The sequence below is a fragment of the Paraburkholderia sp. JPY419 genome (assembly GCF_050435705.1).
GTDB lineage: Bacteria > Pseudomonadota > Gammaproteobacteria > Burkholderiales > Burkholderiaceae > Paraburkholderia > Paraburkholderia youngii.
This window is the reverse complement of record NZ_JBNDKV010000004.1, coordinates 2,307,588-2,324,066: the sequence shown is the minus strand read 5'-3', so window position 1 is coordinate 2,324,066 and position 16,479 is coordinate 2,307,588. Positions and strand designations below refer to the sequence as shown.

General features: G+C 58.6%; 13 protein-coding genes, 1 tRNA gene and 1 pseudogene. 5 read left to right on the top strand and 10 right to left on the bottom strand.

Translation table 11 applies throughout. The features are described 5' to 3' along the window. Positions 1 to 104: 104 nt before the first annotated feature. On the top strand, positions 105 to 878 hold the full coding sequence (locus QFZ91_RS39100) for an SDR family oxidoreductase (RefSeq protein ID WP_429570561.1): 774 nt from the start codon (positions 105 to 107) through the stop codon (positions 876 to 878). 276 nt (positions 879 to 1,154) lie between these two features. Here the strand turns inward: QFZ91_RS39100 and QFZ91_RS39095 are convergent, their stop codons facing one another. The 3 genes and pseudogenes from QFZ91_RS39095 to QFZ91_RS39085 form a co-directional block, all read right to left on the bottom strand. Next, a complete protein-coding gene (locus QFZ91_RS39095) occupies positions 1,155 to 1,808 on the bottom strand; it encodes a TetR/AcrR family transcriptional regulator (RefSeq protein WP_429570560.1) in 654 nt (217 codons plus the stop codon). A 1,044-nt stretch (positions 1,809 to 2,852) separates the two neighbouring features. Continuing rightward, on the bottom strand, positions 2,853 to 3,227 hold the full coding sequence (locus QFZ91_RS39090) for a VOC family protein (RefSeq protein ID WP_429570559.1): 375 nt from the start codon (positions 3,225 to 3,227) through the stop codon (positions 2,853 to 2,855). Between the two features lie 70 nt (positions 3,228 to 3,297). Continuing rightward, a pseudogene (locus tag QFZ91_RS39085) lies at positions 3,298 to 3,414 on the bottom strand (HTH domain-containing protein); the annotation flags it as partial. A gap of 503 nt (positions 3,415 to 3,917) precedes the next feature. Between QFZ91_RS39085 and QFZ91_RS39080 the strand changes: the two are divergent. Beyond that, a complete protein-coding gene (locus QFZ91_RS39080; protein WP_429570558.1) occupies positions 3,918 to 4,751 on the top strand; it encodes a DUF932 domain-containing protein in 834 nt (277 codons plus the stop codon). A 126-nt stretch (positions 4,752 to 4,877) separates the two neighbouring features. Continuing rightward, positions 4,878 to 6,830, top strand: coding sequence for a ParB/RepB/Spo0J family partition protein (locus tag QFZ91_RS39075; RefSeq protein WP_429570557.1), 1,953 nt, complete (start codon positions 4,878 to 4,880; stop codon positions 6,828 to 6,830). A 366-nt stretch (positions 6,831 to 7,196) separates the two neighbouring features. On the opposite strand, the gene QFZ91_RS39070 is transcribed toward QFZ91_RS39075, so the two are convergent. Together QFZ91_RS39070 and ltrA are read right to left on the bottom strand one after the other, a co-directional pair. Further along, complete coding sequence (locus QFZ91_RS39070) at positions 7,197 to 8,216, bottom strand: IS110 family transposase (RefSeq protein WP_429566889.1); 1,020 nt, start codon at positions 8,214 to 8,216, stop codon at positions 7,197 to 7,199. A 130-nt stretch (positions 8,217 to 8,346) separates the two neighbouring features. Then, positions 8,347 to 9,597 (bottom strand): group II intron reverse transcriptase/maturase, encoded by a 1,251-nt coding sequence (gene ltrA / locus QFZ91_RS39065; RefSeq protein WP_429570556.1) that lies wholly within the window; start codon positions 9,595 to 9,597, stop codon positions 8,347 to 8,349. A 902-nt stretch (positions 9,598 to 10,499) separates the two neighbouring features. Here ltrA and QFZ91_RS39060 point away from each other — a divergent pair. Beyond that, the gene (locus QFZ91_RS39060; protein WP_429570555.1) at positions 10,500 to 10,742 is read left to right on the top strand and encodes a hypothetical protein; all 243 of its coding nucleotides are present in this window, start codon (positions 10,500 to 10,502) and stop codon (positions 10,740 to 10,742) included. Here the strand turns inward: QFZ91_RS39060 and QFZ91_RS39055 are convergent. From QFZ91_RS39055 to QFZ91_RS39035, 5 genes are all read right to left on the bottom strand, one after another. After that, entirely contained in the window at positions 10,700 to 11,416 is a 717-nt protein-coding gene (locus QFZ91_RS39055; RefSeq protein ID WP_429570554.1) for a hypothetical protein, read from the bottom strand. The two genes, QFZ91_RS39060 and QFZ91_RS39055, sit on opposite strands and share 43 nt — an antisense overlap. Beyond that, entirely contained in the window at positions 11,409 to 12,101 is a 693-nt protein-coding gene (locus tag QFZ91_RS39050; protein ID WP_368593990.1) for a protein mobD, read from the bottom strand. Before QFZ91_RS39050 ends, QFZ91_RS39055 begins: the two co-directional genes overlap by 8 nt. A gap of 9 nt (positions 12,102 to 12,110) precedes the next feature. Then, on the bottom strand, positions 12,111 to 12,575 hold the full coding sequence (locus tag QFZ91_RS39045; RefSeq protein WP_429570553.1) for a hypothetical protein: 465 nt from the start codon (positions 12,573 to 12,575) through the stop codon (positions 12,111 to 12,113). Positions 12,576 to 13,831: 1,256 nt separating this feature from the next. After that, entirely contained in the window at positions 13,832 to 15,046 is a 1,215-nt protein-coding gene (locus QFZ91_RS39040; protein ID WP_429570961.1) for a tyrosine-type recombinase/integrase, read from the bottom strand. Positions 15,047 to 15,219: 173 nt separating this feature from the next. Beyond that, positions 15,220 to 15,304, bottom strand: a tRNA-Leu gene (locus QFZ91_RS39035). 534 nt (positions 15,305 to 15,838) lie between these two features. Here QFZ91_RS39035 and yfcF point away from each other — a divergent pair. Further along, the gene (gene yfcF / locus QFZ91_RS39030; RefSeq protein ID WP_429570552.1) at positions 15,839 to 16,471 is read left to right on the top strand and encodes a glutathione transferase; all 633 of its coding nucleotides are present in this window, start codon (positions 15,839 to 15,841) and stop codon (positions 16,469 to 16,471) included. Positions 16,472 to 16,479 lie beyond the last annotated feature (8 nt).

The following is a 16,479-nucleotide window of genomic DNA, read 5'->3' as shown; positions in this document are numbered from 1 at the left end:
AGCAACGGTTCGGTAATAAAAGCGGTATAAATTTCGTCCCCATTACGCCATCAACTACATGGCGTTCCTTTTGAGCTAATTCATTCATATGAAGGGAAGATACCATGCGAATGGCGGGCAAAACAGTGCTGGTCACAGGTGGAAATAGTGGAATTGGATTCGCTGCGGCCAAACGGCTATCGGAAGAAGGCGCTACTGTGGTTATCACCGGACGCAACGAAGCTACACTTTCTGAAAGCAAGGCGGCACTTGGCGAGTCGGCTTTTGCCTTTCGCTTGGATGCTACCGACTTCGTCGGCCTGGAATCCGGGCTCGCATCCATCGTGAGAGACGTAGGCAATTTCGACGCTGTGTTTCTGAATGCTGGCGACGCAAGCTTGACGCCAGTGGGCGGCACGACTGTAGAACAGTTCGATCACTTGATCGCGACGAACCTGAAAAGTCCCTTCTTCTACGTTCAAGCGCTCCTACCCCACCTACGAAACAATGCTTCTATAGTACTGAATAGTTCGATCGGCAATGCGATCGGAATGCCGGGGATGGCAGCCTATGCTGCCAGCAAGGCGGGACTGGTCGGGATGGCCCGATGCATCGCCTCAGAGCTGTCTGGAAGAGCGATCCGAGTAAATGTCGTCTCTCCCGGTAATATTCGAACTCCGTTCTGGCGAACTGTAGCAGACGCCGCGCTCATTCCAGCCGTACATGAGTTCGCGACGCGATCCGTCCCACTGGGCCGTCTGGGTGAGGCGGAAGAGGTCGCAGAGGTTGTGCTCTTTCTCTGCTCTAGTGAGTCATCGTATGTGCAAGCTACCGAACTCTATGTTGACGGTGGGGTCACTGGCGCGATGATGGGGGCTCCCGCCTATCGCCAGGGTTAGCGTATCTGCATGCGGCAAGGTGCGACATCGCTTTGGTCGACACCACTCCGATGTGCTTAGTCGATAACCTGCAGTTCTGTCGAATCCCTGAAGACGGTTCACAGCAGGCATTCCCCCGTCCGCTCGTCGCGAAACACATCGGTAACCTGTCGGGATGCCAGCACCCTTAGCTGAGTGAAGCAGGCGATGTCAGCTGGGTCGACAGGTGTAGATCGTCTCTCGAATCAGGCGCAGTTCTATGGAAAGTCTGGCAATCAGCGTCAGGAGCGTTTCACCCTACTGCGGGGCGGCGCTGAGCGCTCTCCATACGACCTTTGTCGCTGCACGAAGTGCTTCAACGTCGGCCGAGCCCCCGCGTACAGGGCGAACGAGGACGATTAGTCCCGCCATATGCGAATAAAGCAGACGACCGCGGAGCGCGCATTCTTGAGGCGTAAGCGACGGGTTGATCTTCCCTACCAGGCTCGCAAATGTTTCCTGAAATTGGCGGTTAAATCTGGCCACCAAGCTCCGGGCAAACTCTTCACGCTCTCCCATGCTCCATCCTTCGAGACAAAACGGCGCAATCTGGGTACCGGGTTTGGTCAACTCATCAAAGGCGACGTCCACGATAGCGTCGAGCCGGACCTCTGGTGACCGTTCATCGTCCTTGACCAAACTTTGATACAGCGTCAGGTATCGCGTCGCGACCTCTTCCATCGCCGCACGCAACAAGTCTTCCCTGCTCGGAAAGTAGTGCTGCAAAGTGGCCAGGTGAATACCTACCTGACTGGCAACGCGCCGGAGCGCAAAACCGACGTTACCGTACTTTGCGAGCACATCGATCGCCGCCTCGAGGATTTCCGGAGTTCGCGTTGTCTTGTTACCGCGACGCTTCGGCTCGTCGGGTTCCTCTTTCCTGCCAGCCAGGTTGATCGCGACCTGTTTCACTTATGAACCCTCCTAGCTGATTGCCAATTGTCCGGGTATGGCGGTCGACGTAGCTGCACCGCCGAGCGACGACTGCCTTGATGGGGCACGACCACGGCGTACCACGGTTGACTACCGCCCTCAACAGGATATCCGTCACTGCTCCGCGCCCAGATAGTACGTCAAACGACCAATAATTACCAGACAACCGACCGGTTCTCGATCTACACGTCCGAAATTCCACCGCTATACAGACAAATTCGTACTTTCCCGGTTGCTGAGAATCTTGATTTATTGGTCGCATGACTGTATAAATAGGTCATGCGACCAATATTAGAGATTGCCTGACGCCGACCTTCCATCGGCCACGCATTTCTCCGTCGCGCACGTTGGCGACGCAGCCAACCCCGTTCCACGTTGGATAAGACACAGTCGAGGACGGGCGACGTTGGTAGCCGCGCCTGTGAATGCTTGACGTATCCATGGAGGTCGCGATGAGCCTCAGCGAGAAATCCTTGCGCAACCTGATCGACAAGTGGCTTGCGCCAACTCCGGCATCACCGGTACATCTAACGCGGTCGCGTTTGAGCAATGCGGCTTCGGGAGAAGCGCGTTGCGTCTTCGCGAGGTCTTCCAGACTGACTGGGACTGTGCCGCTCGAAATTATGTTCTTCAGGCACGATGACGGCCGTTGGTATGTATATCCTCCTGCGACGAAACGGCCGTCAATGCGCCCCGGCTGATTTTGCTCCGGAGGCAATTGCGACCGCCCGGTGCGTCTCACGTTCGCTAACATTCCTAGGTATGCGCTTCACTTCTGCATCGCCGGATCTTCGCGTTGCATTGGCGTAGACCGCATTAAAATGTCACCGTTGCGACATCAAATGTGTAACTTCGCGCGGTACAACCGATCCGGTGACAACTGGAGGGCGCAGAGGCGCGGCTGCGGCAAGCACATGCCGCGCGAACTTCCGGTGTCGACCCTCAAGAGATGGTGGCAGCTTTCCGAAACGGCCATTCGAGACTGAACGAACAGGCAAGCAGCGGGCAACCGTGACGGCGGCATCAACACCCAGGTCCAGAAAATATGTTGACGAGATTCCCATCCGGGTCACGCAGCAGGAGCGAGCGGTTGCCCCAAGGCATCAATGTCGTTGGCATCACAATGTTTGTTCCGGACGCATTCATCCGTTCGAACACCGCGTCAACGTCTTCGACCTCGAACTCCAGGATTGCCGATTGATCGGCAGCGGCAGTGGCAGCACCGGCATTGAAAAGCTTGGTCAGGTGCTCTGATGAAATTGCAAGCGTCGAGCCCTCAAATCGCATTTCGGCAAATCCATCGGCCAGGCGTATAGCCTCGATGCCGGAAAGCCTCTGATAAAACTCGACCAGCCGTTCGAGATCCGGGGTACCAACGCGAACCGATGCGAACTTCATTTTGCGCTCCTCGCCAAGAAAAGAGCTTCAGTCTAGCGATCGATACTGTCAGATTCTGGCAGTGTCGAACCCGGTATAGCGTGCGAATGCTCACGCCGAGCTCGTCAGCGAGGGCCTGGCCGCTCACGGGACGTCGATAACGACGTAACACTTGCAGGAGCTGAAGGAGACGTTCGGCGCGAGACATACGTGAATCCTGATATCGGCGCTGAAGCAAAACAACGACGCGATCCGTTGCTTCAGGCCGAATGAAACAGCTGCATTCGAGCAGGCACCGGGCCACGTGCCTCGTTCAATCCCGTCCCGGTCACCAAGCCGCGGCACAGCCATACCCCACTGTCTATTTCGGTATTGCGATCAACCACATCGCCGCGCGTCCCTGCGCCAAACCCTGCCCGGTCAACCCGAGGCACGGCATGCACCCGGCTCACAGCTCCCCGCCCTTGACCCGCGACCGTAGCCGATAGCGGCCACGCATCAAGGGGCGAGGGACCGTGTTGCCCGCACCCCTCCCTCGCCTTTTTCCTTGACGCCTGCCCGCTATCGGCTCCTCGAGTCGCACGGGCGGGAATCCGGGAGCCAGGCGGCAGCAAAGCCAACCCCGAGTTCCACCGGAAAGTGTCCAGCCGCAAGGGCAAACCACATTCCATCGCCCGGTTCAGGTCCTCAACCTTGACTGTGGAGACTGCCATGCAACTCGCTTCCTCTTTCCATTACGGCTCCCCGATGCTGCGCGCTGACTCGCCGCTTTCAGACGATCAGATTCGGCGCGTCGCCCCGTCCATCTTCGCTGTTGGCAAGCACGAAAGCCGTTCGGAACGTTATACCTATATTCCGACCATCGACGTCCTGCGCGGTCTTCGGAACGAAGGCTTCCAGCCGTTCATGATCTGCCAGACCCGTGTTCGCGATCAGGGCAAGCGCGAGTTCACAAAACACATGCTGCGGCTTCGCCACGCCGACCAGATCACCGGCGAGGAAGCCGACGAAATCGTGCTGCTGAACTCGCACGACGGCACCAGCAGTTACCAGATGCTGGCAGGCACATTCCGGTTTGTCTGCCAGAACGGCATGGTCGCGGGCGAGAACATCGCCGATATCCGCGTGCCACACAAAGGCAACGTCATCCAGAACGTAATCAATGGCGCTTTCGACGTGCTCGACGGCTTCGACCTGATCCGCGAGCAGAAGAACGGCATGCGCAACGTCGAACTGAACCGCGATGAGCAGCATGCATTCGCCCGTTCCGCCCTTGCGCTGCGCTACGACCCCACCGACGCCGAGGCACCGACCCCCGTCACTGAAAGCCAGCTACTGGTGCCCCGCCGTTTCGAGGATCGCCGCGACGACCTCTGGACCGTATTCAACCGCGTGCAGGAAAACCTCACGAAGGGCGGGCTGCATGGACGCTCGCGCAGCGGAGGCGCCATGTCGACTCGCCCCATCACCGGCATCGACCAGAACGTCAAGCTCAATCGCGCGCTGTGGATGCTTGCTGTCGCCATGCGCCAGATGAAAGCATAAGCGCCGCAGGGACGGTAACGCCCCCACCCTACCTCATTCCATCAGGACTCCTATCTTGGTCACGTCTTGATGGAATCCGGGAGGACCCGTCCCGGAACCTTCTTTTTAATTTTTCTGGAGTCAGTCATGCAATCCCAAGTCGAAACCCCTGCGGCAACCACTGACGAAACCGTTTCGCCGCTCGAAACCAACTTCGGCAACGAACAGCCGGTCGCCATCGTGCCGTATTCCAGCCTGCGGCCCTCACCGCTCAACGCCCGCACGAAACCGCTCTCGAACATTCCGGCGCTTGCCGCGAGCATCCGGGCAAAGGGTCTGCTGCAAAACCTCGTCGTCCATGAGATGAAGGGATCGCGTGGCAAACAGCGCCGGTATGGTGTCTGTGCGGGCCAGCGTCGCAAAGCCGCGCTCGACCTGCTTTACGAGCAGAACCATATCGCGGCGAACTATCCGGTGCCGGTGCGGATCGTCAGCGAAGGCGAAGCCCTCGCCATTTCGCTGATCGAGAACAGCGAACGCGAAGGACTCGACCCGTTCGACGTGCTGCGCGCGTACCGGATGCTCGCTGAGGAAGGCCGCAGTGTCGATTACATCGCGGCGCTGTTCTCTGCCTCGCCACTCACGGTCAAGCGTCGCATGAGGCTTGCTAACGTGTCGCCCAAACTGCTCACGCTGCTGCGCGACGACGCAATCACGCTTGATCAGCTTGCTGCGCTCGCCCTCGCAGACGATCACGAAACGCAGGAAAAAATATGGTTCGACGCAAACGAGTGGCAACGTCAGCCGAACTACCTGCGGCAGTCGATCATGCGCGCCGAGATCGACGCGAGCCGTAGCCGTCTCGTACGCTTTGTTGGCCTCGCCGCCTATGAAGCAGCGGGCGGCTACGTGCGTCGCGACCTGTTCAGCGACGACGAGAACGCCGGTTATATCGCCGATGCGGAACTGCTGCAGAAGCTCGTCGCGCAAAAGCTCGACGCTGCTGCAGCCGAAGTCCAGGCCGAGGGATGGGGCTGGACAGAAACGCGAGTCGAACGCGATTTTGCCGAACTGAACCGCCACGGCAGGCTGCGCCCGGTGCAGCGCCAATACACCGACGACGAACAGCGCGAAATGGACGCCTTCACCGCGCAGCAGGACGAACTGGCTGAAAAGATCGAAGCACTGTCGGAGGGCGACGAAGATGCCTACGAGGAAGCCGACCGGCTCAACGACGAAATGGAGCAGGTCAATGCCGCGATCATCGCACTCGAAAGCCGCACGCTCGTATGGGACGCGCAGCAGATGGCCGAAGCGGGTGCATTAGTGATCGTCGGGCCGCAGGGCGAACTCGTCATCGAACGCGGCCTCGTGCGACGCGAGAATAGCGCCGCGCTCGACGCGGCAGGCGCGACCGTCACTGGCACCGCCACAGCCGAAGGCCCGGATACCGTATGCGCGAAGGCTCCGAAGGTAAAACCCGTCCACAGCGCGAAACTCTGCCAGCGGCTCACGGCACACCGCACCGCTGCCGTCCACGCGGAACTGGTCGCGCAGCCCACTGTAGCGCTCGCCGCCCTGCTGCACCACCTGGTTCCAAAAGCACTGCCCGAGCACTACGGGCACGCGTCCTCACGCAGCTATTTCGCACTGTCCGGCGAGACCAACCACGACAGCCTGCTGCGCGCCGCCGACGACCTGTCCGCCAGCCCCGCATGGAATGCCATCGAAACGCAGCGGGCCCGCTGGATTGCGGAACTGCCCGCAAAGCGGGGTGACCTCCTGCCGTGGCTAATCGACCAGGATCCCGGCACGACGCTGCTCGACCTGCTCGCGTTCTGCACCGGCACGCTGCTCGACGGAATCGTGGCCGAAAAAAAGCCGCTTGCGATCAACACGCTCGCAAGTGCGCTGAACCTCGACATGACCCGGTACTGGACGGCGACGCGTGCGACGTACTTCGATCATGTCAGCAAGGCGCGTATCGCGGAAGTCGTGTCCGCTGCCGTGTCACCCAAGGCAGCAATCGACCTCGAAAAAATGAAGAAAGCAGACGCGGCAGCAGCAGCGGAGCTTCGGCTTGCAAAGGCAGCATGGTGAGTAGCCCCGGGGAGTTGCACCCCGAGGCTCTCCCAGAACCGTACGTGAAGCTCTCGCCTCATACGGCTCTCTATGAACGCGTCCCGCTTTGCAACAGCTTTCGCGTGGTCTGACTGGCAGGGTGGGCTGCAGCTCTCTATCCGGCCTTGTTGCAGCCGGTAATTTTGCTGCGGGCCTCTATGAAATCCGCTGACTCGCACCTCATTCCTGTCGCGAGCTCGAAGCTCGGAGCCGTATACAGGTTCAGCGAGTCCGGGTCCTACCTGGTTTGTCATCACACTCGTTGCTGCGCAACCTTTCGACGTTCACCCTGTCCTTGTCTTAAACGTTGATCTCCTGGGACGACTCCTGCAGCGTGCGAGCCGTTCAGGCCGGCTTTACGCTCACATACTCCTTCTGGTACGGTCGATCATGAGCCAGCATTGCCCAGATCGTGCGCGCCATCTTGTTGGCAAGCGCAACGATCACGACGTTCTTCGGCCGTCGCTTCATCATCTGCTCGACCCACTCGCCGGGGTTCTTTGAATTCGACAAGACACTGCGTGCACCGTGAATCAGCAGCCCGCGCAAGTATGTGTCGCCACGCTTCGATATGCCGAGCAGGTTCACCTTGCCACCCGTGCCGCTCTGCTTTGGCACAATCCCGATACACGCGGCAAACTCGCGACCGGACCTGAATGCCTTTGCATCACCCATCGTTGCGACGGCCGCGGTAGACGTCAGCAGCCCGACACCAGGAATCTGGCCAATGGCCTGCACTTGCGGATCCTCTTTTTTCCACTCGCGCATCCGGCGTTCAATACTGGCTACTTGTTCATCGAGCTTCGTGAGCCCACTCCACTGTTCGCGAAGCGTGTCAATTACGACCGCAGGCAGGCGCTCTGCAACGCGACCGAGTACTTGCGGTATTGCTTTATCGAGAGCAGCACGCCCTTTGCCCATCACTTCACCATACTCTGTCAATAGACCGCGCAGGCCGTTGATCTGCATGGTCCGGAACTTCACGAGCTGCTCACGCATCCGGTGCAATGCGAGCATCGCCTGCTGCATCTCTGTCTTCACTGCGACCGGCTTACTCGGCTGCTGCACGGCCAGCCATATTGCACGCGCATCGGCTGCATCCTTCTTGTTTCCGATATTGAATGCCTTCGCGAACTTGCCCGGCATGAGTTTCACCTCGTGCCCCAATTTCGTGAGCTGTCTCGCCCAATGGTGCGCACCGCCACACGCTTCCATCCCGATCAAGCAGGGCTCGCGGTTTGCAAAGAACTCAAGAAACTTCGCCCGTTTGATCGGCTTGTTTACGATCTCGCCGGTAGCTGGATCGATGTAATGCAGCTGGAACACGTTCTTGGCGATATCCACGCCCACCGCTGTGTGATTCATGCTGGATCTCCGGTATGCCTATGCGGACCTCAATCATGTTCCATTTTGGCCCTTTGATACGGTCAGTTCGCGAGGGGCGATCTTGGTTTGCTGACGTTTCACGGGCGGGACGCGTTCATATCAATTCCCGTTACCCAACCGCACGACGAACAATTCGCCAGTGGTAGAACAATAGCGGAGAAATTCTTTTCATCTTGCTGAGCCAGAGCACGCTGCGCCGCTTGCGCTGCGACAGCTTCTTGTATTTGCGTCTGGCCCATTGCTCCAGCCTCAAATCCAGATAGACCGAGAGCTTGTGCATGGCCGTCCGATAGAATGCCCCATAGTAATTCCACCACCCGCGTATCGTCGCGTTACATTGCTCTGCGAGATCGTTCAGCGTCACCGACGTCCGTCGATGTAGCCGCCAGCTTCGCACCTTCTGTCTCATCCGTGTCAGCGCGTCATTACTCACCGCCGGCAAGAAATTCGTGAACCGCCGACCGTGTTTATTCACCGCCGCCCGCGGACGAAACGTAAATCCCAGAAACGTAAACTGCACGTTCGGATACTGTCCGGTGCGATTGCTATCCCTGCAATACACTACCTTCGATTTCTCCGGATGCATCGTCAGTCCACATGCCTGAAGCCGTGATGCGATAGCCTGCATCACGACTTCCGCCTGCGCCCGAGTTCGGCAGTGAACCAACGCGTCATCGGCGTAGCGTGCAAACGGCGAGCGTGGATATTCACGCTTCATCCAGCTGTCAAATGCGTAATGCATGAACAGGTTCATCAGGATCGGACTGATTACCCCGCCCTGCGGCGTTCCGCATGTGCGAGGCACAACCTCCTCTGCTGTTTCAAACGGCGCAGTCAGCCACCGCTCGATGTACAGCAGCATCCAGTCCTCCCGAATGTGCTGCCTCACCGCCTTCATCAGCAACGTATGATCGATCTGATCGAACGCTGCCTTGATATCAAACTCGACAACCCAGTCATATCGCCAGCAACGCTCACGCGTTACCGCGATCGCCTGTTTCGCCGATTTACCCGGCCGGTATCCATATGAATCTTCATGGAATAGCGGATCCAGAATCGGTTCAATCATCAGCTTGACGGCAGTTTGAGCAACTCGATCCGACACGGTAGGCACCCCCAGTTTCCTGGTTCCGCCCTTTGCCTTGGGTATCTCAACCTGCTTCACGGGCGGCGGGAAATAAGACCCCGACGACATCCGGTTCCACAGCTTGTACAGATTCCTCGACAGGTTCTGCTCAAACATGGCGATCGTTTCATCGTCCACACCAGCAGCTCCGCGGTTGGCCCTTACCAGTTGATAGGCCTCCCACACCGTGCGCTTCGCAATCTCATGCGGTTTTGTTGATTTGATGCCGCTCATCCCCGCAGATGCAGGTTGGCAACCTTCGTCAACTGGGTAACGTTGCCCCTTCGCTCCGCTCTCATTACAAGAGCTTCAACGCTACTACGGGCAACTCCGCCCCTTGCCCTGACATCGGTATTCTTCCTCATGGTGTCTGCCATTTGTCATTTCCCTTCACATTCAGGACAAGGTTCTCACGTTCCGTACCGAAGCCTGTGCTGAGCTCATGCCGCCTATACACCGACTGCCATCGGGTCCGTAATCAGGTGACGTCCCGACTGATCCTGGAGCGGGAGCCCTGCTCCAGTTTTGGCAGTACCTTAGATTTCTAACGATGCGTCATCGGACGGTTTGCTTTCGCTCATCTTCTCAACACGTACCTGCCACCCTCTCCGGATGACTTTTCCACGGTCGCTCACCACCACGCCTTTTGGGCGCAGCAGCACCGGGCGGTTTGAAGCCTGCTCCTGAAAGCCGACTTCGGGAGGCCTTCTCCCATCTTCAGTACAGCACCGCAGGCTTATCGTCTGCGTTCGTGACACACGGCTCCCGGAAATCCTCACCGATCGTGAATTCTCGGCCATACCCTCATGGGAAAACCGTGACGACGAGGATGAGGCCGACAGCGACGACGCGGACACTGGAGACGGTGCGGACGAAACGCCGGAAGGCGACGCCCCCGGTGCGGAACCGGATGCAAGTAACGGCACAGAACACGTCAACGACACACCTCCCGACGCAGGAGTTGCGCCTGCCGCCGGTAGCCCGCTGACGCCGTGGCCCTTCCCGACTTCCGACAGCAAGAATGGCACGCAATCCCGCCCGCTCGCGACGTAATGCAACCCCTCGCCCCGACACGAGGCGAAGCAGGCGGCAAGCCCATATCCGCCGCGTGCCCGACTGAACGAGAAAAACCCACCATGACCAACCGCATCCGCATGACCTTGCTCGCCACCAATGCCGAAGGCTCGCCCGACCTCTACCTGACTTTCGTTGAAGCCACCGATCTGCAATACCACGAAGGCCAGCACTGCGACATGACCCTTGCCCGCGCCGAAGAAGGCTACCGGGCACCGATGATTGCCTTCGACCAGAACGACATGGCTGCAAACGTGCTTCGTCACGCCGCTGACTTCATGGAAGGTGACACAAACGACCTGTAATCCGTGCGGGCAGACGGCGAGCCCTCTGCCCGCCCCCAATGCACGCCTGCCCACCATCCGGCCAGCGCGCCCGCACCCGCCGCCGCCAGCATCACAATGAGCCCACCGACGACCAGCCCATAGCATGCCCGCACGAGTCGCCGCGTGGCGACGTGCCCGAATGACGTGAGCGCGACATCGATCCGTTTCTGCTGCTCACGTACGGCGACAGTCGTCGCCCCCACGAGCCGGTTACCAGCAACGCGGGCAATGTGGTTCGCTGCCCGCTGCGTGAGTGTAGCCAGCGCCTCGTCGTTCAGCGCGGCAACCGCAGCCCGGTAGCGCGCTTCGTGCTCGGCGGTCATTTGCTCCGCCAGTTCGATCGTGGCCTTGCAGCGGGCAAGCGCATCGCGATGCTGCTCCATCAGCGCATCCGTCGCCGCGCGTGCTTCGGCCCGCACGGCATCGAAACTGCCCGTGCCCGCCTGCCGGATCCGTTCCGGCATGGCCTCATAGAGCCGCCCGTAATGTTCAAGCATGACCAGCACGGACCACAGTGCATCGTTGTCGCGCAGGTTGAGTGCGCCGGACACCCGTCGCATTCTCAGGACACTGGTGTCATCGGGCAATTCACCCGTGACGTCGAGAAACAGACAGGCAAGCGTATCGACCGGCCTGCCCTCCCTGTTATCCATCGACCGTTACCTTCGCGAACATGGCATCGCACAACGAACGCCAGCGCAATAGCTCGACCCGTTCACCGATATGCATCGTCGCCGCCGCCTTGCGGATTGACATGCGCTGACTGCGAAGCTCGTCCGCAACCCGATCTGCAAGATCGGGAAAGTCCAGTGAGTGACCGCGCGATTCGACGGAACGGCGAAGCTGCGATCCCTGATACAGCGTGAACTTGTCCGCCGGACCGAAGTAGCCATTACGCACAACATTCGTTACCGCGTCCGGGAACGTCTCGCTGAAAGCGCTCAGCAGTTCGAGGCTGTCGCGTTGCCGGTTAATCACCCACAGGACAACAAGCCGGCGCCGAAGCTCGCCAAGCGCACCGGCAAGTGTCGCGCCGAACTGCTCAACTCCGGTCTGGCTCCGCGCCGCAGTGTTCACAACGATCGCCGCGTCCCGTTGCTCATCGCAGAAATTGACGAGGCCGATCCAGCCGTCTGCATCGTCCAGGTTATAGGCGATGCAACGCATCTCATCCTGCACTGCTTTCATCACGTCCGGGTTGGCGGTATCCGTTTCCACCAGCGCCGCATGAATATCCCGCCGGAGCAGATAATCGGCCAGCGCGAGCGCAACAAAGCTCTTGCCCACGCCGCCCTTGCTACCACCGACGAGATAGATGGGGTAAGTCGTCATGTCCATTTGAATCCTCTAAAGGTTCTCGGTGTCAGGCCTGATCTCGAATGAGAACGCGTCACGCATCACCATGCTTCCCGGCCTACTGACAATCTCTCCCCCATCCTGCTTCTGATTTTCTCTGACAGCCTCCGCGCGCGGTACATCGTCCTTGCTTGCCTTCTTCGTACGAGGCGATGGCGCGGCATTGTCTGGTGCCGATTCCTTTGCAGAATGTCGAGCTGGTTTGTCTTTCTTCGATGGGTATAAGGCGTACTTGACAGAGCCAACGCTAAAATCAACGCCCTTCTTCCGTGCATGTTCAACGATCTCTTCCAGCGTATATCCCTTCTTCCTCACCGCACCGATTACCAGACGCATCTCTTTCATCGCATCGGTAATAGAGACGCGCTGCTCGGCCTCTGGCTTGACCGGCAGTGATTCCAAAGTGCGGACAAGCTCATTCCATTGCGCCCGGGTATAGCTTTTCGCAACTGGCATGGCTCGCTCCGTCTTGCTCTCTTTATCCCATCTTGTTCACTCAGGAAGATCTCGTCAACACCTGCTTTTGGCCGGATTTTCGCTATCGGAACGTCAAGGAATCAGACGGATCGCGTTGGAATAAAAGAAATATTTTGGACACGTCTGGCACGAGCAACGGACCGGACCGATGTCCGGAAAGACGTAGCGAAGGGATTCCGGGCAAACTTCACGACGGCGCAGGCGCAGAACGATCCCAGGAAACGGGCTGAATCATTCTGGCCGTCAGGATTCACACAATGGAACTGCGAGCCGACAGAGACACGATAGTCTCGCAGACCATATCCCTTACTCTACGAACTCCCGATAGCCCTGCCTGCATACCTTTGGGAAAGACCCGGGAGATTTTAGGAGATCAACAGCGGCCCGAAGCTGAATCGACGTTGCCGATTCAGCGCGTGCGATTACCGACTCAAGCTGCAGCCCTCGCAGACATCTGACCGTCAGGTAGCGGCAGTGGACCGGATCACTATGCAGAAATCGTCCTGCCCGGTTGCGGACTCGTTCAATCGACATCCCGCACCAAGAGATACGGTGTGCGGTCGAGCAAAGGACGACCAGCGGATTCGTGAGGTGCATCCCGCGGACGCATCTGGCCACCTTACGGAAATTCCCGGCCGACCTCACTGAAAGCGCTTAGCCGGGCGATAAAAAACGAGATTGAAACAAGGGATGGCAGGATAGGCTATCGCCGGTTTTGGGCGCCATTAGAGATGTGGTGTTGCGGGAAACTCAGATTAGTCAGACCACCAAGCGGCCCGCCCAATGCTCCAGTCAGCGCGCAGGTTGGCCAGAACACAGTTCCGTCCCTAGCCGAGTAATCCAAATCGTCGTCAGTCCGCCAGCGGATATCCAGCTAACTCTATAGCCCGTCTGAATAGCACTTCACGGGAACTGCGAACGCCATGCAAAGCGGCTAGTAGCAGAACGCATGGAGCGCGCAGCCGACACCATGCACCACGCCGATCGCATCGGGATTGAATCCGGACTCGGTACGTACGATCGGCTGAAGAAGCGTCAGCCGATGTTCCGCTGTACGCGCACAATGGCCGAATCGATCAAAACATGCTTGATTTCGGTTTCATCGGCCCCGGCGCGAATCACGCGGTTCCCGCACACCCTTAGCAACGTTACTTGGAACAACGCATATACACGGTATGCCGTCGTCCGAACGCCTTCGGAATATCGCGCCACCGGCACATGATACGGATGACTCGCTATATGCGCGTACCCGCCGCAATTGCGCCCGTCTTCAGCCGTTCAAGATAATCGGCCCACTCCTGCATCATCGTCCGACGTTCTCTAATGAATTTCGTGCGATTGTAGGCAGAGCCCAAGTTATCAGGCACCGCATGCGCGAGCTGATGCTCGATCACCTCTGGTTTATGTTCAAGCTCTTCATGCAGGATCGTTCGTGCCATGGCGCGAAAGCCGTGGCCCGTGATTTCCGTGCGTGTGTCGTACCCCAAGCGGCGCAGCGCCGCGTTGATTGTGACTTCACTCATTGGACGCTTGCGATCGCGCGCGCCCGGGAACACGTATAAACCATTGCCGGTCAACGCCTTGAGTTCCCGCAAGATAGCGACGGCCTGTGCAGCGAGCGGTACAAGATGAGCCGTATCAGTTTTCGTCACCGCATAGCGCCATTCGGCGCGGTCCAGATTTATGTGGCTCCATTCTGCCTTACGAAGCTCGCCAGGCCGGACGAACAGCATCGGAGCAAGTCTGAGCGCGCAGAAAACCGGAAATGTGCCGCTAAAGCCATCGAACGCGCGCAGCATTTCACCTACTTTGTCCGGTTCAATGATCGACGCGAAGTGGGTTGTTTGCGCGGGTGGAATAGCCCCAACAAGATCGCGGGCTGGGTCCGACTTGCAGAAGTTCTCTTTGATCGCATATCGAAAGACTCGGCTAATTTCTCCGCGCAAGCGATGGGCGGTATAGCGCGCGCCGCGGCTATCGACGCGTTTCAGAGTCTCAAGAATCTCTGGGGCATCAATCTCGGAAATGGGACGTTTGCCGAGCCACGGGAACGCATCGTTCTTAAAACGCGCGAGCGTGTTCTCATGCTGGCGAGGTTCTACGTAGGATTTACGTTCTTGCATCCATGCCAATGCAATCGCTTCAAACGTATTGCCTGCTGCGAGTCGGGCTGCACGCTTATTAGCCCTTTTTACCGCACTTGGGTCCATGCCCGCAGCTAGTCTCGTACGGACCTCGTCGCGCTTCTTCCGTGCCGCAGCCAATGACACATCCGGATAAACGCCGAGAGCGAGTGTTTTGTCCTTGCCCGCGAACCGGTAATTCATACGCCAGTATTTGGCGCCAGACTTGTCCAGCTGGAGGTACATGCGACCACCATCGGACAACCGATTGCCGGCGCCCTCTGGGTTGTAACGTGCGGTCCGCACCTGTGTGTCGGTGAGCGGCATGGTGGTATCTCCTGCAGTACCACAGCAGAAATTCAGCCGATACCACCAAAAATACCACCAATTGCGCTGGCTGTCCCAGCACTTCACCGCACAATGCAGGAAACAAAAAAACCCGCGAAGCCTTGTGCTGTCGCGGGTTTCCGTATTTCTCCGGAACTTGCCGGAATATACTTTGGTGCCCAGGGCGGGATTTGAACCCACACGCCTTTCGGCGCTACCCCCTCAAGATAGTGCGTCTACCAATTTCGCCACCTGGGCAGAGGGGCGCCATTGTATCAGCTAAAAATTTTTTTTGAAGCCCCTCGCGTGATTTTGTTCGGCGGCTGAGATACCGGAGGAAGAAACGATGTGGTCCCACGCAGTAACGCTGCCCGGCGACCGATTCAAGCGTTGCCCGTCGTCTCGCAACAGCTAGTAAGGTTTGACGTTTGTGGGCCGCTACTCCGGCGAATGCGGCAAATGGTGGGCCGCTATGCTCGCACGCTGATGCGCTGAAAGAGCGCCCTCCACTGCCAACACGCCATGTCACCACGACGCACACATTCTTCGCGACTTCGGTATCGTCTTCTTCTCGCGTCGCTGCTGACGTCGCTATCCATGCTGCAGGGTTGCGCAACGACGGCGGAAAATCTTGCTGTAGGCTTTGGTCTCGGCGCAGTCGGCACCGTTTCGGCGTTAGGCTGCCTGCTGGCCTGCGAGATGGCCAATCCGCACTGGTGAAAGGCCGCACGGCATGCAACGGGCGGTTAGTATTCCAATCTCGACATCGTTGACTAACAAAACGGAGCCCGTATGCCACAAGACCGCCTCCACCTCTACACCGACACCCAATTCGCGAGCCCCTACGCGATGTCCGTCTTCGTGACGCTGCGCGAGAAGCGCTTGCCGTTCGACCTTTCGACCATCGATCTGGCGAGCAAAGCAAATCTCGCCGCCGACTACGCGGCCCTTTCAATGACGCGGCGCGTGCCGACTCTGATACACGAAGACTTCGCGCTTTCCGAGTCCTCGGCGATCACCGAGTACCTCGACGAGACTTTCCCGGACACTCCGGTCTATCCGCAAGATCGGCGTCTGCTCGCACGAGCGCGCCAGGTGCAAGCCTGGCTGCGCAGTGATCTGCTGCCGATTCGCGAAGAGCGTTCCACCGAAGTCATCTTCTACGGATCGCGCGGCGGCCCGCTTTCGTCGCGCGCACAGGAAGCGGCTCAAAAACTCTTCGCCGCCGCCGATGCATTGCTTCCCGCCGATTCGCCAAATCTGTTCGGCGAGTGGTGCATCGCCGATATGGACCTCGCATTGATGCTCAATCGCCTCGTGCTGAATGGGGATCCCGTTCCGCACAAGCTCAAGGACTACGCCACACAACAATGGCAGCGCGCTAGCGTGCAGCAGTGGGTCCAACTGGAGCGTCCAGCGCTATAACTCGATCG